Origin of the sequence: Flavobacterium zhairuonense, from assembly GCF_004352915.1 — a bacterium.
Classification (GTDB): Bacteria; Bacteroidota; Bacteroidia; order Flavobacteriales; family Flavobacteriaceae; genus Flavobacterium; species Flavobacterium zhairuonense.
On the sequence record NZ_SJSY01000076.1, the window covers coordinates 191,713 to 211,253 of the forward strand.

At 33.3% G+C, this 19,541-nt stretch carries 15 protein-coding genes; all 15 read right to left on the reverse strand.

The window, feature by feature from the left end:
- Positions 1 to 84 precede the first annotated feature (84 nt).
- The 15 genes from EYY60_RS19935 to lpxD all read right to left on the reverse strand — a co-directional run bounded on the left by EYY60_RS19935 (position 85) and on the right by lpxD (position 19,529).
- Positions 85 to 1,425: a DUF4302 domain-containing protein gene (locus EYY60_RS19935; RefSeq protein WP_317128876.1), complete on the reverse strand. Its 1,341-nt coding sequence runs from the start codon at positions 1,423 to 1,425 to the stop codon at positions 85 to 87.
- A gap of 16 nt (positions 1,426 to 1,441) precedes the next feature.
- Complete coding sequence (locus EYY60_RS19940) at positions 1,442 to 2,299, reverse strand: zinc-binding metallopeptidase (protein ID WP_132991040.1); 858 nt, start codon at positions 2,297 to 2,299, stop codon at positions 1,442 to 1,444.
- A 17-nt stretch (positions 2,300 to 2,316) separates the two neighbouring features.
- Entirely contained in the window at positions 2,317 to 3,795 is a 1,479-nt protein-coding gene (locus EYY60_RS19945) for a RagB/SusD family nutrient uptake outer membrane protein (RefSeq protein WP_132991041.1), read from the reverse strand.
- A gap of 11 nt (positions 3,796 to 3,806) precedes the next feature.
- Positions 3,807 to 7,535: a SusC/RagA family TonB-linked outer membrane protein gene (locus EYY60_RS19950; RefSeq protein ID WP_132991042.1), complete on the reverse strand. Its 3,729-nt coding sequence runs from the start codon at positions 7,533 to 7,535 to the stop codon at positions 3,807 to 3,809.
- Positions 7,536 to 7,776: 241 nt separating this feature from the next.
- A complete protein-coding gene (locus tag EYY60_RS19955; RefSeq protein WP_132991043.1) occupies positions 7,777 to 8,889 on the reverse strand; it encodes a FecR family protein in 1,113 nt (370 codons plus the stop codon).
- An 89-nt stretch (positions 8,890 to 8,978) separates the two neighbouring features.
- Complete coding sequence (locus tag EYY60_RS19960) at positions 8,979 to 9,593, reverse strand: RNA polymerase sigma factor (RefSeq protein ID WP_132991044.1); 615 nt, start codon at positions 9,591 to 9,593, stop codon at positions 8,979 to 8,981.
- A gap of 256 nt (positions 9,594 to 9,849) precedes the next feature.
- A complete protein-coding gene (locus EYY60_RS19965) occupies positions 9,850 to 12,384 on the reverse strand; it encodes a DUF7619 domain-containing protein (protein WP_132991045.1) in 2,535 nt (844 codons plus the stop codon).
- A 121-nt stretch (positions 12,385 to 12,505) separates the two neighbouring features.
- Positions 12,506 to 12,934, reverse strand: coding sequence for a hypothetical protein (locus EYY60_RS19970; RefSeq protein ID WP_132991046.1), 429 nt, complete (start codon positions 12,932 to 12,934; stop codon positions 12,506 to 12,508).
- A 140-nt stretch (positions 12,935 to 13,074) separates the two neighbouring features.
- Positions 13,075 to 13,947 carry a succinate--CoA ligase subunit alpha gene (gene sucD / locus EYY60_RS19975; RefSeq protein ID WP_012024957.1) on the reverse strand — a complete coding sequence of 291 codons (873 nt, stop codon included), beginning with the start codon at positions 13,945 to 13,947 and terminating at the stop codon, positions 13,075 to 13,077.
- Between the two features lie 86 nt (positions 13,948 to 14,033).
- Positions 14,034 to 14,396 carry a nuclear transport factor 2 family protein gene (locus tag EYY60_RS19980; RefSeq protein WP_132991047.1) on the reverse strand — a complete coding sequence of 121 codons (363 nt, stop codon included), beginning with the start codon at positions 14,394 to 14,396 and terminating at the stop codon, positions 14,034 to 14,036.
- A gap of 2 nt (positions 14,397 to 14,398) precedes the next feature.
- On the reverse strand, positions 14,399 to 15,328 hold the full coding sequence (locus tag EYY60_RS19985; RefSeq protein ID WP_132991048.1) for a UDP-3-O-(3-hydroxymyristoyl)glucosamine N-acyltransferase: 930 nt from the start codon (positions 15,326 to 15,328) through the stop codon (positions 14,399 to 14,401).
- Positions 15,329 to 15,550: 222 nt separating this feature from the next.
- Positions 15,551 to 16,117, reverse strand: a complete 567-nt coding sequence (gene efp / locus EYY60_RS19990; protein WP_132991049.1) for an elongation factor P — start codon at positions 16,115 to 16,117, stop codon at positions 15,551 to 15,553.
- A gap of 129 nt (positions 16,118 to 16,246) precedes the next feature.
- On the reverse strand, positions 16,247 to 17,032 hold the full coding sequence (gene lpxA, locus EYY60_RS19995; protein WP_026729784.1) for an acyl-ACP--UDP-N-acetylglucosamine O-acyltransferase: 786 nt from the start codon (positions 17,030 to 17,032) through the stop codon (positions 16,247 to 16,249).
- Positions 17,033 to 17,104: 72 nt separating this feature from the next.
- Positions 17,105 to 18,493: a bifunctional UDP-3-O-[3-hydroxymyristoyl] N-acetylglucosamine deacetylase/3-hydroxyacyl-ACP dehydratase gene (locus tag EYY60_RS20000; protein ID WP_132991050.1), complete on the reverse strand. Its 1,389-nt coding sequence runs from the start codon at positions 18,491 to 18,493 to the stop codon at positions 17,105 to 17,107.
- Positions 18,486 to 19,529, reverse strand: coding sequence for a UDP-3-O-(3-hydroxymyristoyl)glucosamine N-acyltransferase (gene lpxD / locus EYY60_RS20005; RefSeq protein WP_132991051.1), 1,044 nt, complete (start codon positions 19,527 to 19,529; stop codon positions 18,486 to 18,488). Before lpxD ends, EYY60_RS20000 begins: the two co-directional genes overlap by 8 nt.
- Positions 19,530 to 19,541 lie beyond the last annotated feature (12 nt).

Here is a 19,541-nt window from a genome sequence, read left to right on the forward strand (position 1 = left end):
ATAATATCCATCCTTAAGAATAGTGACAAAAAGCAACCCATAAAATGGGCTGCTTTACCTCCAAAATTAAAACAAAACTAAAAACTAATTAAGTTTCCAAGTGGTCATCCTAAATGGACTTGATGCACTTGTAAATGTATATACAGGATCTGAGTAGAATAATCTGAAGCTTTCCGCTTTTACATAAAGTCCTTGAGGATCCATGAAATATTTATCAATACTAGCCAAGAAAGCAGGTGTTGCAACTGTAGTATTTCCGTTCCAAGATTTATGCTTTAAGATTATTTTCTTGCCAACTGCATCTTCTTGCACGGTTACATGATGTTGTAATGGATTTCTTCCTACAAAAGTGTAATAAATAAAAGTTCCTATCGAATGATTACCATATATCTGAATAGAAGCAATACTTTGCCCTGCCGGTAATGCTGCATTGACTTTTTCTAACTCAGCATAAAACAACGGCGAGTTTGCCGGAGAATCCATCGTGTAATCATCTGCATAGAATCCAAACCATGCCAATGGCTGTCCAGGAAGCATAAATTTATAATCATCTGTAAGAACCAAAGGTTTATCAGTGTATTTTATAATTGCAGATACACCGCCAGTTCCAGTTGACGTAAAACTTCCATCAGCATCATTATAAATGAAATTAGAAAGTTTTTGCCCGCCTACTTCAACGGCTGGACTCACAATAATTCCAGTTGGCGTGTAGCCAATTCCCATATTGTAGCTAACAGAATAACCTGCTTCAATAGAGTTTGAGTTTGCAAAACGAGTTGCTGCTGTAAATGAAAAGTCAAATTTATGAATCGCTTTACCATCGTTTGTTTCAAGAAGTCTAAAAAGAGGTCTTTCTTCTCCCCCAATAACATTTTGCTCCATATCTAGATTCTTAGACAAATTTGCCCAATCATCTGCAGTTGCTTTTACAAAACGAACTTCATGATTATTTCTGTTGGCTTTAAAAATGATTTCTCCATTTTCTTGTCCGTAATAAAGAAATTGAAAATCTCCCAAATAACCTTTTGCTCGCAATGCTGGAATTGGATAATTATTTGAATCTGATAAAAGGTGAATTCTGTTGTGTGTCGTAAAAGTTAAACTTACTGTACTTCCAACTTGAATTGCATATTCACTTTTATACGTTTTTGTATCATCATCAAAATCAGAAGCCATTTGCACTGTTCCATCTTTTGCGAATGCAAACAAATGAGTATAGCCTCCCAAAACTGTATTGTCTGTAAAATAAACCGCTTTCCATCCGTATTGTGATGAAAGCAAAGCCTCGTTTAATTCCGCTTTTTGATTATTTAAACGTGTCGTAGGCGTTTCTTCAAATAGTTGTTCTGCATCTGTATTATTGTTACATGCAGTCAATTGCAGTATTAAAATAGCTGCAAATAAATACTTATATAGTTGTTTCATTTTCATAATGCTAATTTTAATTTATTACAGATGTCGTATTTTTTTCTGCTTCGTCTCTCAAAGCATAAAAATCCATATTAAAAGCTTCTTTGAAATATTTTACCACAATTGCTTCTTTCGCTTTTAAAGCTTGAAGAGCAAAAGGACTTTGAATACCTGCCAAAAATGCTGCATATTCAGCTTTTGAATAAATCAGGATCATTGAAGCTGTTTCGGCAAAATCCTCATTAATATTTGATCTTGCATAACTTGTAATAAAGCCAAGCTCATTTGATTCTGGAATTTCATAATTGTACCAATCAGCTGTATAACCGCCTGGCGTTAATGTTTTCCAAGTTTTTTCATCAAATGGCTTGTTTTGATTTAAAATATGAATGTATTCGTGCTGAATAGTATGTATGAACTCTGATACGTTTGCACGGTTCGACTTATCAATATAATCTGTTTCAAACAAAGTAACTCGTTGTCCTCCTTCGGCCAATCCTAAAGTTCTTGTTCCAACACTATTTAAATTGACGCCTCCAACCAAAACAATTTCTCGTGGCGCAATTTTCTTTACAAAGTCTGGCCCGCCAATCGCAGTATAACTTTTTAGCCATATCGTTTGTACTATTTCAAGCGCAGGCTTGACTTTATCGACTGTAGGAGGAAATAAATAACGGCTATTGTCTACCGTGTTTTGATTCCATTTATATTGAACATTAATATTATATGGTTTTAGATAAGCACCATCAATCCAGTTATCTAAACTTGTTTTTTCAGGTTGCGTAAAATCTAACTGACTCTCTCCTACAAGATCATCACTACCACATGAAAATAGTGTTATTGAAACTAGTGCTAAAACCGCAATTTTATTATATTTTAATAATTTCATAATTTTCAATTTTAAGATTATCTAGGATTTAGTTCTATACCAGTGTTTGAAGCATGCAACGGAATCTGCAAAGCTCTTCTGTTGTCATCTTTTACCAATGTATTCGCTGGTTTGTTTGATGTTTCGTGTTTCACAACAATGTTGAAACGCTTAATATCAAACCATCTAAGTCCTTCGTGAATAAAATCTCTTCTTCTTGTTTCTGCAATTGCTTTTATATAAGAGGTCTGTACCGGTGTCATTGCATAGAATGGAGTATATTCATCTGCAATTACAGGGAATTTAGCCACTACTTTTGCCTCTGTCAATTTATCTGTTGTTGGATTATAAGTTGGAGTTCTTGTCGCTAAGAAATACTCTAATTCTGCAGTAGCTGTAGCGATATCGCCTTTCATTACATGAGCTTCTATTCTGTTCAAGAAAAACTCATCATTGCTTAATAAAACTTCAGCAACATAAGGATCTCCAATTCCAGCTGTTACATTAGAATATTTAAAGTATTCATAGAATTTTGGAAGGAACAAAGTAATACTTCCGTTTGAAGAATAGAAGTTGTAATAGTAAGCTTTATTAAAAAGGTTTGTAGTTGATCCAAAAATTTCTGGACGACGCAAACCTGATAAATTATAGCGGTTTAAAGAGTACAATCTCCCTACAATGGTATTTGCTGAAACAATCAATAAATTGGTTTCAACATCACTTGCGCCATATTTTAGCTGTTGATCTTCTACACCTATAGATTCATAAGTTGCAAAATCTCTCAATTTGCCTACAGGTTTCGAACCTAAATCGTTAGACAATTCAATTACTTTATCCCAGTTTCCTTTTACTAAATAAAATCTACTTGCAAAGGCTTTCGAAGCTGCGACATTAAAGTGGAACTTTGGTTCTTTATAGTCGTTTGTCACATACTTTAAACCATCTTCAATATCTTTTTCAAGAAAAGCAAAAACTTCAGCAATTGTATTTCTTTTGTATTTTGTCAGCAATTCTGTTTCCGGTTTTGTTACATACGGAATCCCTAAATCAGTATTAGCCGTTGATGGATTATAACGCTTTGACCATAATGAAACCAGCATAAAATGTGAATATGCTCTTGCCATTAAAGCTTCGCCTTTTTGCGGATTCAAACTTGCCGGATTCCCTAATTCTTCAATTGCTTGTAATGCTTTGTTGGCATGAGCGATTGCTTTATAACAAGCATCCCAATAATATGCTTGCGTATCAATATCAGTTGCCTCTGTATTAATTTCCCAATTGTAGTTTTGCTCATTTTTTATTAGTGTAGTAGCCAATCCGCTGTCAAAAACATTATCAGACATTGTTTCAGCAATCTCAAAATAACTCATTTGAGGATAAGCTTCTACTAATAATTCCTTTATTTTTTCTGGTGTATCAATTTCTGTTCTATTATCTGGTTTCTCTGATAAGAAATCATCGCAGCTAGTAATACTTATAAGTATCAATAGGGATAATGCTATTTTTAAGTTTTTCATGATCTCGACTATTATAATGAAAGGTTTAAAGTAAATGTGTATTGAGAAGTAACTGGCAAAGCAACTCCTCCAGAATTACGAAACTCAGGATCTTGTCCGTTTAATCTTTTATCAGAATAAATCAACCAAGGATTTACCGCCGAACCTTTTAAAGTAAAGGTGCTCACTCCTATTTTTTTCTTGAAGTCACTAGGAAATTCCCAACTCAATGAAATGTTTTTCAATCTGACAAAATCTCCATCAGCAATACGAACATCTGAATAGTTGTAGGTATTATACGCTCTAGCTAAAATTCGATCACCACCATAATTAGCATTCAAACGTTTGTCTGCGATAACTGGTACATTTGTAAAATTTTCATCTCCTGGATTAATCCATCTGTTTGTAAAATCTTTTGTAAATACTGTCAAGTCATCATAAGTACTGTCATACACTGGATTTAAACGCACTTTATTTCCTCCTGAACCTACAAAAAACACATATAAAGACCAGTTTTTGTATGTAAATGTATTTGCTAAACCAATTGATTTATTTGGCTCAATTGACCCTTCGTATTTCAAATATTTAGTAACATTCAAATTATCCTGAAAATTGGCGTCTGTAATGTTATTTTCAGCTCCATCCTGCAATATAAATGTTGGAAGACCTTGATTGTTCAAACCTGTAAATTGGTAAGAATACAATGAATTTCTAGGATGACCTACTGTATTTCCTCCATTTGCATCAACTAAATCAAACGCAGTTGGAGTGTTTTGCAACTTTGTAATTTCTTGATTATAAATTGAAAAATTAAGATTTGTTGACCATTTAAAATCTTTAGCATCAATGTTTCTAGTTGTAAACGCAACCTCCAAACCTTTTGTTTCCATATCAGCATTATTACCTTGTCTTATTCTTTGCCCACCAACACCCGAAGTAATTACATAATCAACCAAGTCAAAGGCTTTACGACGGTAAATATCTGTTGTAAACTGAATTCTATTATTGAACATTCCAAGATCAACCCCGATGTTAGTCTCAAACTGTTTTTCCCAAGTCAAACTTCCGTTTTGTAGTTCTTCAATTCTAATAGCTGATTCTCTGTCATCAAGTCCGAAACGGTCAGTAATAGCACTTTTATAGATCGCCAAAGAATTTGTAGCAGGCCCTGCAGTCGCCGTTAAACCGTAAGAAGCTCTCAGCGCCAAAGTATTTACTGAATGCACATTTTTCATAAAGCTTTCTTCGGCCACATTCCATTTTCCACTAAAAGTATATGTTGGCAACCATCTTGAAGAATCGCTGTCTCCTTGTCTGTTAGAACCATCATAACGTCCTGTAACAGAAGCTGTGTAACGACGATCGTATGTATAACCTACTTTTCCAAAGAAACCAACTGTTCTTTCTTTTTCTTCATTAAAACCATAGTACGAATCTCCTGCGTTTATTATCTTTTCAATAATTCTTGGATCCGTAAAAGCTGTCAATCCTCTGTCATATTGCAAACCTGCAGCTGTAAATTGATCACTGGTTCTATCAACCACTCTCATTTCAGTTCCAAATAAACCTTCTAGTTCGTGTTTTTCGCTGAAGATGTTTCTGTAATTAACACTATTTCTTAAATTATATGAAACCATGTCATTTGTAAACTTTCTTAGGAATCCTCCGTTTGGTAAAACCGATTCTTTTGGAGCTGTCAAATCATTAGGATCTTGATATAAAAAGATGTTCTGATCTCTTACCAGAGTATTTACTCCATCTTCACCAATTGCAGTTCCTGCTCTATAAGCCCCAACAACGTTTGACCCTTCTAAGATTTTATGCTCACGGCTTGTGTTTGCGTAACGCGCTGAACCTGTTAAATTATAAGTCAAGTGTGAATTGATCTTGTAATCCAAATCCAATTGAAAGCGAATATCTTTCACCTCAATTTCCATGAAATTGTTGGCTAATTCGTTTACGATATTCATTTTAGCCCAGTTGTTTCTGTAGTATTCTAAATTGCCATTTTCATCATAAGGTCTAAGCGTTCTGCTCGTATTTAAAACATAATTAAATGGATTGATGTCGAAATCACGTGTCACTTTTCCAAAAACAACATCTTTTTCACTTTCATAACTTCCTGGTGCGCCTTGATCACGAACAGAAGCAAGCGTAGATAATGTGACATTCAATTTGTCATTGATAAAAAATGTACCTTTAATATTCGATGAAAGCTGTTTTACATCATCAGCAATTGTCCATCCTGGATCTGTATAATACCCTAATGAAGCATAAAAAGTATTGTTTTTTCCTCCGCCAGAAAAACTTAAAGAGTGGTTTTGCGTAATAGCCGGTCTAAACAAAACACCAAACCAGTCTGTGTTTGCTTGCTCGTATTTTTTCAAAAAGTTATTACGGCTCACTGGATCATTATTTACTAAATAAGTCCCAGTTTCTGGATTGTAAGTATTTATGGCTCTCCCTAAAATATTATATGCACCTCCGTATCTTCCATTTACTGTAGATGGCAAATCCAAATAACCCTTAGCTTCCATTTCCTTAAAAATACTCATAGATTCCTGAGAATTCAAGATATCGTACTGACTGTAATTAGGAACTGCTCTTACAGTTTGTTCTAATCCGTAAGAAATTTTCAACGGAGAATCTCTTCGTCCTTGTTTGGTATTCACGACCACCACTCCATTCAATGATCTTGATCCATAAATTGACGTAGCCGATGCATCTTTAAGAATTTCAATGCTTTGAATGTCGTTTGCATTCAAACCGGCAACAGATGAGCTTAATAAAGTTTCAGAATTTCCAGATGCCAAGTCGGCAAATGTTAAATTAATAATGTCCTCTTGAACCACACCATCAATTACCCACAGCGGTTTTGTGTCTCCAAAAATTGAAGACGAACCACGAACTGTAATTTTAGGCGCCGTACCAAAAGTCCCCGTGACATTTTGAACTGTAACTCCGGCGGCTTTTCCTTCGATCATTCGGCTTACGTCAACTACTCCATCTATTTTTAATTCACTTCCAGAAATTTTACTGATTGCTCCCGTAAAAGTTCTTTTAGATGTTTTTTCATAACCTGTTGTTACTACCACTTCTTTTAGGTTTTGACCTAATTCTGTCAAAACAATAGTTGGTGAAGTATTTGAAGTACCAATTTCTTTTGTTTCCATACCTACATAAGAAACCACTAAAACTGTACTGTTTGCAGGCATTTCGATTGAGAAATTTCCATCAAAATCTGTCAAAACTGCAATTTTGGTTCCTTTTGCCAATACTGTTGCGCCAGGAAGCGGGTTTCCTGTTACATCGGTTACTTTCCCTTTTATAATTGGTCCCGCAGTAAATATGTTTGATAAAGCGTCATGATTTGCTGTGCTTGAAAATGAATCTTCAGACACGCTTTTTTGCAAAATAATCTGATTGCTTACTTCGGAAAAAGTGATATTAAAAGGCAATAAAATTCTGTTCAAGATACTTGAAAGCGTTTCTTGATTGGCTTCGATGCTGACCTTTTGGTTCAATTGAGGCAATCTCGAGTTGTAAGAAAATTTTACCTGTGCCGATTTTTCAATTTTAGATAAAGCATTGTCTAAAGTCAAATTTTCAACTGTAATGGTAACTTTAGTATCTAATTTTTTTTGCCCATTTACACTGTTTGCCATAGTAACACTTGAAAATATAAGTGCTAAGACAAACTGAAATAGTGTTATTTTCATGATTCGATGGAGTAATCGTTGTTTACCAACTGGTTTTTTCATAATTTTGGTTTGTTTTGATTAATACTGATTCGCGTGTATTTTAAGAAACGAACTGAATTGTTCTTTACAGAGCGCAATTCAACCCAATAAGTGTCGAGAATGTTACAGCATTTCGGCACTTTTTTTATGCTTTGGTTTTTACATAGGCTTATACTATTAGTTTGGTTTTTGGTTGATTTTTTGGTGTTAAATTTTAGGCCCAATCAAAAAATGTTTTACAATTACAGTTATAAAACAAAAATTAATTGCAACCTTCAGAAGTTATAATAATCTGATTCCCATTCATTTCAAAATTGGTTGTTGCGCTTATACTTTTACAGACAATCTTAAGTTTTTCGGGCAATGGCTGATCACTGAGTGAAGTGGTCAAATGGCAATCTTTCAATTTATTTTTAGGATAATCGATCTTGACTTGATAGGCTTGTTCAATTGTTTCAAAGATTTGAGAAACCGGAATATCACTAAATTCAAAACTCAATTGCTCGATATTGCCTGCACTTTGAACCAATTCCTTGTCTTGTGTAACATTTGTTATTTTATTGAATTTCAGCTCGTTTCTAAAAAAACGAAGCGCCTGATTTGGAAGAAGGACTACTTCCTCCTGATTTGCTTTGGCAACCAAATCATTAGATTTTACCTTCACTTTACCGGTGCGTACAAGAACTTCAACATCTGGCTGATCAGAAAAAGCTTTAACTCTAAAACTAGTTCCAACAACTTTTGTGACAATCTCATTTGCGTAAACGAAAAAAGGCTTTTTAGGATTTTTACTAATTTCAAAGAAACCTTCGCCGGATAAATACACCTTTCTTTCGTTGCCGGTAAAGATTTTAGGGTAACTTAATTTACTATTTGGCTGTAATAAAACTGAACTTCCGTCAGACAACGTGATAATTTGAGGATTATTCGAATTGTTTGTCTGCTCTACTAGGCCTTCACTATTTTCGGCTATCAGTTCTTTATAAGTGACAATATTGTCTGCTGGCAGATAATTTTTATAATACCATACAGCAATCAAACAAAAGACTAAACTGGCAGCAATTCCAGTAAAAAAATAGTTTTTGAAAAACTTAGTATTGGCATTTTTGCTGAAAAGAATTTCATTTTCTTTTTCTTCGATTTTCAGCCAAGTCTTTTGAAGTGCTTTTTGAATATCAGATCTTTCTAAATCTGAATCAGGAACTTTCATTGCCAATAGTAAATGTCTAGCATCTTCTACCAGTTTGGCACGTTCAAGGCTTTCTAAAGTCCATTCTTCCCAACCATCTTGATCCATTTTAAGTAAGATCCATGATTGAAAAGATTCATCAGACAAGAAGTCTTCAATTTGAGTATATGTGTTACGTTTTTGCATCTAAAAATGAGGTTACAAAAACATAGAGGACAGCTCTCTTATTATATACTCACTAAATTGTGATTTTTTTTATTTTTTTTGAAAGAAAATTAAAAACTACTTGCAGATAGCAGAAGAAATAAGGCAAAATTACCTTTCCAATCCTTGCGAAGACTCATCAAACCACGATGCAATAAATTACTAGCAGATTGATAGTTAACATCTAACATTTCTGCAATTTGTTCTACACTTAAACCTTGATGATATCGAAGATAAATAGCTTCTTTTTGACGCGCTGGTAAAGCATTCAATAGTTTGTTCAGGTGGATAATTTTTTCTTTCGCATCATCGTCAGCTTCGTCTAAAAGTTGATGATCAACTGAAAACTCAAGAAGGAAGGCTATTGAATCTGTACTGGCAGTTTTTCGAAAAATATGATCGCGTTCGTGCACACGTGCAATTCGCTTTCGCACACTGGATAGCAAATAAGCTTTTACGACCACTGAAGATTGCAATGAATTTCGATAAATCCAAATATCAGTAAAAACATCCTGAATACAATCTTGGACTTTTTCCTCAAATGGAGAAAAAGAATTCCCGTATCGGACTAAATCGGCATAATATCTTTCAAACAACATTGAGAATGATTTTTCATCACCATCTCTCAATTTGTTCCAAAGCGTGTTATCATCAGCAACATCAAATAGTAAAGTCGGGGTCTTCATGGTATTTCGGGGCAAGATTCTCTTCTTTGAGATTTACTTAATACAAGGATTTCATTTTTTTAACATTATCCTTCAATTTTGTGCGATAAATATATAAAAGCGATTTTGCAAAAGCAATTTTTTTACAAAAAAGAGACATTTATTTAATAATAAATCTATCGCAATCGATTACATAAAGAAAGGCAAGCAACTCGTTAAGAGATACAAATCTTCAAAAACAATCCCTTTTTTAGATTTTACATCTCCAGCACTTGCTTTAATTTTTAATGAATTTTGCCGAAGAAGTTCCTAAACTTGATTTAATTTTTAAAATATAATTGCCTGATTGCAATAGCGAAACATCAATTTTTGAAACATTTTCAGCATGAGGAACTGCAAGTACTAATTGCCCTAACATATCATAAACATACATAGCCTGTTTTTGCATTTCCATTTTAGAATTGATATTCAAAATATCTTTCACTGGATTTGGATAAATACTGAAGTATTGTGAAAACTCAAAATCCTGCGTTCCTAGTAGCGCCTTAAATGTTGAAGTGGCTTTATTAGTTAAAATAGGAAAGTTATAATCAAAATAAATATTAGCTTCATTTTCAAACGTATCTCCCACTTTTAAGGTTGGTAATGTTTTGATTTTAAAAGCAATATATCCGTTTCGATTGACACTATTAAAAGGAAGATTTATATTTTCGAAGATAAATTCGACTTTATTTCCATCAGAAATTTTTGTTGTATACGAATGACTTGCGCTAGTGGGAACCAAAGTCGAAATATCAAATTTTGATAGATCAATCAAATCTTTAACCACAATATTTTGAGCCATATAAGTTCCTGTGTTTTCAAAACGAATCATATAGTGAACATATTCGCCTATCAAACTTGGTGTAACAATATTTCCTTCTAAACAGGTTTTATCATTTGGATCGTAAGAACCAACAACAGTTTCATTATATGTAAAAGTATTATCTAGAGGCAATTCATCTGTTGCAGAAGAAGTTATTGTTGCAACATAAGAAAGAATATCGCCATTATTTACTGCAGGAATATCAGTTGGGGAGTTTATATCAAAATTTAGTAAAATCTGTCTTGATTCAAAAGGTTTTAAATTACTGAAATTCCATGAAATTTTATTTGATGCAGTTGTCGAAACCAAAGGATTTGCACCCGTTAAATCAAGAACAGAATCATCAAACGCTAAACTAATTGTTCCTGATTGAGCTACATTTCCTTTATTTTTATACACAATTTTATATCTAGCGGCAAAACCAGGTCGCGATGGCCAAATTGGCAAAAATGTAATTTCTAAGTCATTATGAACTCCTACTGCTTTGACACAAAAATCCTGTTGAAATGGGCTTGAAACTGTTGGAAACTCAACCTGGGTTGAAGCTGGAGAAATTGAAAAGTAGCTTGGATTTTCAAAAACTGGAGTAACTTTATAATTTCCTGCCGAAACTTTTACATCATACTTTCCTGCTTCATTACTTATAAAATTTCCTGTTTTCACCCCATCATCAATTTTGAATTTTAAGAAAGAAGCCGGAATATCCAAAGCATCACAGCCATTATTATTCAAATCATTACGATTTGTCAACTGAATTGAATAATTCTCTCCTCCTGGTCCAAAAGAACAATAAGAATTAACCAAACAATTATTATAATTATAGTAAGACACAATGCTTTGAACTTCAGATAACTGATCATCATCTGCGCAAATGTATTTTAAATTTGGTGTTTCATCCATAGATATCTCATTTTCAATGCTTCCATTTTTCATAAAAACAGTTTCTAACAATGGATTCCTATCAAAATAAAACGATTTTAGATTTGACAAATTGCTTACATCCAATTTTTTAAATTTATTAACGCTACACGCCAAATACTCAATAAATTTATGATTTGTAAGATCTAATTCCTCCAAGTTTAACCCACCGCAAGATAACATTGTTAGATTTTTGAACTTTGAAATATCAAATTTCGTTGTAGTAGTACCACCGCACACCAAAATCTTCAAATTTGGCATATTTAGCTTGCCAAGTTCAATATCTAATAATGGGTTGTTTTCAAAATTCAGTGCTTGGAGTTCGGTTTTATTATCTAAATTTAGTGCTGATAGCTTATTTCCACTTACAAATAAATTAACAAGTTTTAAATCTAATAAATCTAAGTTCGAAATTTCATTATTTGCACAACTTAAAAATACTAATTTGGGGTTTCCACTCAAATCTACATTTTTTAACCTATTACCATCACACTGTAAAAAAAGTAATTCAGGTAAATTCGAAATATCTATATCTTCAATTAAATTAGCATAAAATTGAAGTCTATATATTTTAGTTAATCCTGTTAAATCTAAATTTGTCAAAGAATTATTAGAACAATTTAAATCGAGTATTTTATTTGAACCGCTCAAATTTATTGAAGTCAACATGTTATCATAGCACGAAACATCTGTTAAATTTGGCAAATTACTTACATCTAAACTTGTCAATTGATTTTTGCTACATTGCAAATTCCATAAATTAGTAAACTTTTTAATTCCATCCAGACTAACTGCTTTAGTGAACGTTATCTTTAAAAAACGCACTTCTAATGCTTCGCTTTCCTGAATCTCGCCATCTCCGTTTGAATCAATTTTGATGTTTTTTTGGTTATTATCCTTGGCAATATCATTAGTAACATCCGCTTCTAGAAGTTTAGCCTTAAAATTAGCATCAGGAATATTAATTGTTTGAGAATTTATTGAAGAAAAAATACACAAAGCCAGCAATAGCAAGTAGTTCTTGGTCATAGGGTTAGTTTTGTTTTGGTTTTTAAATATATAAAAACCAAAAATCAAAACCAAAAATTTCATAAAAAAAGCCTTACTAATTAAAGTAAGACTTTTTGATTATTTATTTTGGAAAATAGTTTTAAAAAGCTACGTTCCAGCGTGGCAATTTGCCATTTGCATCTAAGAAGTTTTGCAAAACTTGCCCTTCAACAGCAGTTGGGATCGCTTTTATATCTGCATTAAAAGTTTCATACCAAACTACTTCAAGCTCAGAAATGTTTTCCAATTTCATTTGCGCTGGCCAAGAATATTTTCTTCCTGTTTTTGCAAATTGATGTCCGTTTACAATTTTATCGTATAAACCACCATTTTTGGTTTTTAACGTTCCATCATTTTGAACAGTTCCTGTAGAACCAACCATAATAAGCTCGTTCTCTGCTCCTTCAACAGCATAAACTACAAAAATTCCAGCGCTTCCTTCTGGAGCATTGCAAACTTCTTCTAAACTGTCTTCAATAGTAAAAGCAAAACTGCTTGTTGCTTTAAACTTTTCTAATTCTTTACTCATATTTCTTTTTTAAGCTTCTAAGACACTGAGATACTAAGATGCTAAGTTTTTTCTTTTTTACGCCTCAGTCTTTAAAATGTAAAAAAGTCTCAACAAAATATTGAGACTTCTTTGGAATTTGTTATTTCGAGACTTGAAGATTATCCAAGTACTTCTTTTACTTTTTTACCAATTTCAGCTGGTGAATCAACAACGTGAATTCCATTGTCTCTCATGATTTGCTTTTTAGCTGCAGCTGTATCATCAGAACCTCCAACAATAGCACCTGCGTGACCCATTGTTCTACCAGCAGGAGCAGTTTCTCCAGCGATAAAACCAATAACTGGCTTACGGTTACCATCAGCTTTTACCCATTTAGCAGCATCAGCTTCTAATTGACCTCCAATTTCACCAATCATGATGATAGCTTCAGTTTCTGGATCGTTCATTAACAATTCAACAGCTTCTTTAGTTGTAGTTCCAATAATTGGATCTCCACCAATACCAATAGCAGTAGTGATTCCTAAACCTTGTTTTACAACTTGGTCAGCAGCTTCATAAGTCAAAGTTCCTGATTTAGAAACGATACCAACTGTTCCTTTTTTGAAAACGAAACCTGGCATAATACCAACTTTAGCTTCACCTGGAGTAATAACTCCTGGACAGTTTGGTCCAATTAATCTTGAACTTCTTTCTTTAACATAATTATTTGCTTTAATCATATCTGCTACAGGAATTCCTTCTGTAATAGCGATAATTACTTTAATTCCAGCATCAGCAGCTTCCATAATTGCATCAGCAGCAAAAGCTGGCGGAACAAAAATGATAGATGTATCAGCTCCAGCTTGATCAACAGCGTCTTTTACTGTATTAAAAACCGGACGATCTAAATGGCTTGTACCTCCTTTTCCTGGAGTAACACCACCAACAACATTAGTACCGTACTCAATCATTTGAGAAGCGTGGAAAGTTCCTTCACTTCCTGTAAATCCCTGAACAATTATCTTGGAATCTTTATTAACTAAAACACTCATGATATATATTTTATGTAGTTTTTAAATTTGTGTTGCAAAAATAAGGTTTTGTAATGTATTTTGCCTCTTTTATTGTCAAAAAAATATTAAGAAAATTGACTCATCTGATAACCTCTAAAAAGTTTATCATCTTTTATTTGCCAAATAGTTGAAAAATGTGCCAATAACATCTCTTCTCGAGGGTTTTCAATCGTTTTTACATAATGCGAGTAACGTATTGAAACTAAGTCCTCTTCTTCAATAATATGACTAATTCTGACCTTAGAACGCACATATGCACGACTTAAATCATTTGCCATATCCAACATCGAATTATAATCCATTTCGATCAATCCTTTTGTGCTGTGCCACTCCAATTTTATTTCTGGATGCAAGTACGTTTTCATGATTTCGCTATCAATTAAGGCATCCGACTTATAAAATTTTTGAACAAATTCTTTTATAGACATAATTACTTCAATTTATTTAGAATTTCAGGAATCTTTTTGATATTGGCTAATTGCTTAAGTTTTTCTCTTGATTCTTCTATTGGAGTTCCAAAATATGATTTTCCGCCTTCAACTGATTTGGTCACACCTGTTTGCCCCATAATAACAGCCTTTGCTCCTATTGTAATGCCACTCGTTGTTCCTACTTGTCCCCAAAGTGTTACTTCATCTTCAATAATTACACATCCAGCAATACCGGTTTGTGATGCAATCAAGCATTTTTTCCCGATAATAGTATCATGTCCAACATGAACTTGGTTATCGATTTTTGTTCCTGCTCCAATTGTTGTATCACCCGTTACTCCTTTATCTATTGTACACAAAGCACCAATTCCAACATTATCTTCGATTACTACTCTTCCACCAGAAATCAACTGATCGAAGCCTTCTGGACGTTTTTTGTAATAAAAGGCATCTGCTCCTAAAATAGTTCCTGCATGAATAATAACATTGTCGCCAATAACTGTATGATCATAAATTGAAACATTCGAATGAATCAAACAGTTTTTGCCAATTTTCACGTTATTTCCAATAAAACTATTCGGCTGAATCACGGTACCTTCACCAATTTCTGCAGTTTGCGCAATCGCAACATTTGTAAATTGAAAAGGCTTAAAATGTTTGGTCAAAGTATTGAAATCTCTGAAAGGATCATCAGAAATCAAAAGCGCTTTTCCTTCTGGACAATCTACTTTTTTATTAATCAAAACAATAGTTGCAGCAGATTGCAAAGCTTTGTCATAATATTTTGGATGATCCACAAAAACAATATCACCAGGCTCTACAACATGAATTTCGTTCATGCCTAAAACCTGAAAGTCTTTGTCACCAATAAATTCGCAATTCAGCAAATTTGCAATTTCTTGTAAAGAATGACTCTTTGGAAATTTCATATATTATAATTAGAAAATTTGTCAATTAGAAAATGAGTCTATTAGAAAATCAATATACAAAAATTGTGTTGATCCAAAAATTATCTAATTGACACATTGTCAAATTATCTTAATTAAAAAATTGTCAATTAGAAAATGAGTCAATTAGAATATGAATATACAAATTTTTGTCGATCCACAAATTTTCTAATTGACTCATTGTCAAATTATCTTAATTAAGAATTACTCTTTTACACGCTCCATGTAAGAACCTGAAGCTGTATCAATTTTGATTTTATCACCTTCGTTGATAAACAAAGGAACGTTTACAGATGCACCTGTTTCAACAGTAGCATTTTTTGTAGCATTTGTAGCTGTATTTCCTTTTACTCCTGGCTCAGCGTAAGTAACTTCAAGAATTACAGATGCAGGCATATCTACAGATAAAGGCAAATCTGTTTCTGTATTAATTTGAACCATTACGTTTGTTCCTTCTTTTAATAAATCTGGAGCATCTAAGATGTTTTTGTTTAAAGAAATTTGTTCAAACGTTTCAGCATTCATAAAGTGAAATTCATCTCCTTCTGGATATAAAAATTGGAATGTATGTGTCTCAACACGAATAACATCAATTTTATGTCCTGCAGAAAAAGTATTGTCTAATACTTTACCTGAAGTTAAACTTTTAAGTTTTGTTCTTACGAAAGCTGGACCTTTTCCAGGTTTAACGTGAAGAAATTCAATAATTTTATAGATGTCGTGATTAAATTTAATACACAATCCGTTTCTAATATCTGATGTAGATGCCATTTTGTTTTTAATTTTAGATTTTAGAATGTAGATTTTAGATTCTCTTGAAAGAATTAAAATTTACACATTTTTAATATTTTTTTTATTCGCAAGTTTAGAAATCTAAAATCAGAAATCTAAACTCTAAAATTAGTAATTCCCTGAATAACCTTTCATAATTCCTCGTGATGAATTTCTGATGAAATCAAGAATTTCATCTCTCTCAGGAGTCGCTTCCATCTCAGCTTCAATAATACTCAAAGCTTGTGTTGTGTTATAGTTTTTTTGGTATAAAATTCTGTAGATTTCCTGAATTTCTCTGATTTTCTCAGTACTGAAACCTCTTCTTCTTAAACCAACTGAATTGATACCAACATATGACAATGGCTCTTTTGCTGCTTTTGTATAAGGAGGAACATCTTTTCTTACCAATGATCCACCAGAAATCATTGCATGATCTCCAATATGAATAAATTGATGAATTGCCGCCAATCCTCCAATTACTGCGTGATTTCCAACAACCACGTGGCCAGCCAAAGCAACACCGTTTACAATAATTGCATTGTTTCCAATTTCACAATCGTGTGCAATGTGTGCATAAGCCATTACTAAGCAGTTGTTCCCTAGAACAGTTTGTCCAGATGCAACTGTGCCTCTATTAATGGTTACACACTCTCTAATTGTACAATTATCTCCGATGATAGCAAGAGAATCTTCACCGCCGAATTTTAAATCCTGTGGCACCGCAGAAATTACAGCTCCGGGAAAAATGTTGCAATTTTTACCGATGCGCGCACCTTCCATGATGGTGACATTTGAACCAATCCAAGTACCATCACCAATAACAACATTATTGTGAATTGTTGTAAAAGGCTCAATTACAACGTTTTTAGCGATTTTAGCGCCAGGATGAACATATGCTAATGGTTGATTCATCTGTATGTTTTATATTTTAAATTAAAATAGTCTAATTTGAGGGCAACAAACCTAAACAATAAATTTGATTATTTATTGTTTTCTTGCAATTTGTGCCATTAATTCTGCCTCAGTCACTAATTTTCCGTTTGCATATGCATTTGCTTGCATGTGGCAAATTCCTCTTCTGATTGGAGAAATCAACTCGCATTTGAAAATTAATGTGTCACCTGGCAATACTTTATGCTTAAATTTAACATTGTCAATTTTCATGAAATATGTCAAATAATTTTCAGGATCTGGAACTGTGCTTAAAACTAAAATCCCTCCTGTTTGCGCCATAGCTTCAACAATTAAAACTCCTGGCATAACTGGTGCTTCTGGAAAGTGTCCTACAAAGAAATTTTCATTCATAGTAACATTTTTCAAACCAACAACATGACGATCAGACATTTCAATAATTCTGTCAATCAATAAAAATGGAGGTCTGTGAGGAAGCATTGCCATGATTTTGTGAATATCCATCAATGGCTCTTGATTCAAATCATAAACTGGAACATGGTTTCTTTGCTCAATTTTGATGATTTTTGCCAATTTTTTAGCAAACTGAGTATTTACAAAGTGACCTGGTTTATTTGCAATGATTTTTCCTTGGATACGAACTCCAATTAAAGACAAATCACCAATAACATCAAGTAATTTGTGTCTTGCTGCTTCGTTTGGATAATGCAACGTAAGATTATCTAAAACTCCGTTTGGTTTAACAGAAATTTCATCTTTTCCAAAAGCTTTCTTTAAATTCTCCATTGTAGACTCAGAGATTTCTTTATCTACATAAACAATTGCATTATTTAAATCACCTCCTTTAATAAGTCCGTGCTCTAATAGTGATTCTAATTCATGCAAGAAACTAAAAGTTCTTGAACTTGCGATTTCAGTTTTAAAATCTGCAATACTTTTAAGTGTAGCATTTTGAGTACCTAATACTTTTGTACCAAAATCTACCATTGTTGTAACCTGATATTCATCACTTGGCATAACAAGTATTTCGCTTCCTGTTGCTTCGTCAGTAAAAGAAATTACTTCTTTTACCACATAAACATTACGTTGGGCATCTTGCTCTTCAATTCCAGCTTTTTCAATCGCTTCAACAAAATATTTTGATGAACCATCCATAATAGGAAGTTCAGAGGCATCTAATTCAATGATAATATTATCCAAATCGCAACCAACTACTGCCGCTAAAACGTGTTCTGGAGTTTGTATTTTTACACCTAATTTTTCTAAATTAGTACCTCTTTGCGTATTAACAACATAATTAGCGTCAGCCTCAATTATTGGCTGACCTTGCAAATCTACTCTAACAAAAGTGAAACCATTATTAATAGGAGCTGGTTTGAAAGTCATTGTAACTTCTTTTCCAGTGTGTAATCCAACTCCTGTTAGTGAAATTTCATTTTTGATGGTCTTCTGTTTAACCATTATTTCCATTTTTTGGGTTTATTATTTGTTTTTTTATTTCTTCAACTTCGGCAACTATCTTAGGAAGGTTTTTAAAGTGAACATACGATTTATTAAAATCAGTATAGCCCAGAGATGGAGTTCCTTGCAAAACTTCGTCGTCTTTAATGTTTCTTGCCACTCCAGACTGTGCCTGAAGCCTAACATTATTCCCAATAGTTAAATGGCCTGCGATACCAACCTGCCCACCAATCATACAATTCTCTCCTATTTTAGTAGAACCAGCAACACCGCTTTGTGCGGCAATTACTGTGTTTTTACCAATTTCAACATTGTGAGCGATTTGAATTTGATTGTCTAATTTCACTCCTTTTCTAATTATTGTAGAACCAAGAGTTGCTCTGTCTATTGTTGTATTTGCCCCAATATCCACATTATCCTCAATGATAACATTTCCAATTTGTGGCACTTTGCTGTATTCTCCATTTTCGTTAGGAGCAAATCCAAAACCATCAGCTCCAATTATTACACCTGAATGAATCGTACAATTATTACCAATTACGGTTTCAGAATAAATTTTTGCACCTGCAAAAACATATACATTATCTCCAATAACAACATTATCACCAATAAAACTGTTCGGATAAATTTTAACATTATTTCCTAAAACAACATTTTGGCCAATATAGCTAAAGCTTCCTAAATATAGATTTTCTCCATATTTTGTTCCTTCAGACATAAAAGACTGCGCTTCGATTCCTGTCTTATTCAATTTTACTTGATTGTAAAAATGCAAAAGCTTAGAAAAAGCAGCATACGCATCTTCTACTTTTATTAAAGTTGTAGTAATTTCTTGTTCTGGAATAAAGCTGTCGTTGACAATTGTAACTGTTGCTTTTGTAGTATATATATAATTGACATACTTTGGATTAGCCAAAAAAGTAAGCGATCCATCTTCGCCTTCTTCGATTTTAGATAGCCGAGAAACTTCTGCATTGGGATTCCCAACAACTTCTCCTTCTAAAATTCCTGCTATTTGTTCTGCTGTAAATTTCATCGCGACAAAAAT

Excerpts from the sequence above, each read along its gene's own strand:
- EYY60_RS19935 (WP_317128876.1), bottom strand. The coding sequence starts at position 1,425 with ATGAAACAACTATATAAGTATTTATTTGCAGCTATTTTAATACTGCAA.
- EYY60_RS19940 (WP_132991040.1), bottom strand. The coding sequence starts at position 2,299 with ATGAAATTATTAAAATATAATAAAATTGCGGTTTTAGCACTAGTTTCA.
- EYY60_RS19945 (WP_132991041.1), bottom strand. The coding sequence starts at position 3,795 with ATGAAAAACTTAAAAATAGCATTATCCCTATTGATACTTATAAGTATT.
- EYY60_RS19950 (WP_132991042.1), bottom strand. The coding sequence starts at position 7,535 with ATGAAAAAACCAGTTGGTAAACAACGATTACTCCATCGAATCATGAAA.
- EYY60_RS19955 (WP_132991043.1), bottom strand. The coding sequence starts at position 8,889 with ATGCAAAAACGTAACACATATACTCAAATTGAAGACTTCTTGTCTGAT.
- EYY60_RS19960 (WP_132991044.1), bottom strand. The coding sequence starts at position 9,593 with ATGAAGACCCCGACTTTACTATTTGATGTTGCTGATGATAACACGCTT.
- EYY60_RS19965 (WP_132991045.1), bottom strand. The coding sequence starts at position 12,384 with ATGACCAAGAACTACTTGCTATTGCTGGCTTTGTGTATTTTTTCTTCA.
- EYY60_RS19970 (WP_132991046.1), bottom strand. The coding sequence starts at position 12,934 with ATGAGTAAAGAATTAGAAAAGTTTAAAGCAACAAGCAGTTTTGCTTTT.
- sucD (WP_012024957.1), bottom strand. The coding sequence starts at position 13,947 with ATGAGTGTTTTAGTTAATAAAGATTCCAAGATAATTGTTCAGGGATTT.
- EYY60_RS19980 (WP_132991047.1), bottom strand. The coding sequence starts at position 14,396 with ATGTCTATAAAAGAATTTGTTCAAAAATTTTATAAGTCGGATGCCTTA.
- EYY60_RS19985 (WP_132991048.1), bottom strand. The coding sequence starts at position 15,328 with ATGAAATTTCCAAAGAGTCATTCTTTACAAGAAATTGCAAATTTGCTG.
- efp (WP_132991049.1), bottom strand. The coding sequence starts at position 16,117 with ATGGCATCTACATCAGATATTAGAAACGGATTGTGTATTAAATTTAAT.
- lpxA (WP_026729784.1), bottom strand. The coding sequence starts at position 17,032 with ATGAATCAACCATTAGCATATGTTCATCCTGGCGCTAAAATCGCTAAA.
- EYY60_RS20000 (WP_132991050.1), bottom strand. The coding sequence starts at position 18,493 with ATGGTTAAACAGAAGACCATCAAAAATGAAATTTCACTAACAGGAGTT.
- lpxD (WP_132991051.1), bottom strand. The coding sequence starts at position 19,529 with ATGAAATTTACAGCAGAACAAATAGCAGGAATTTTAGAAGGAGAAGTT.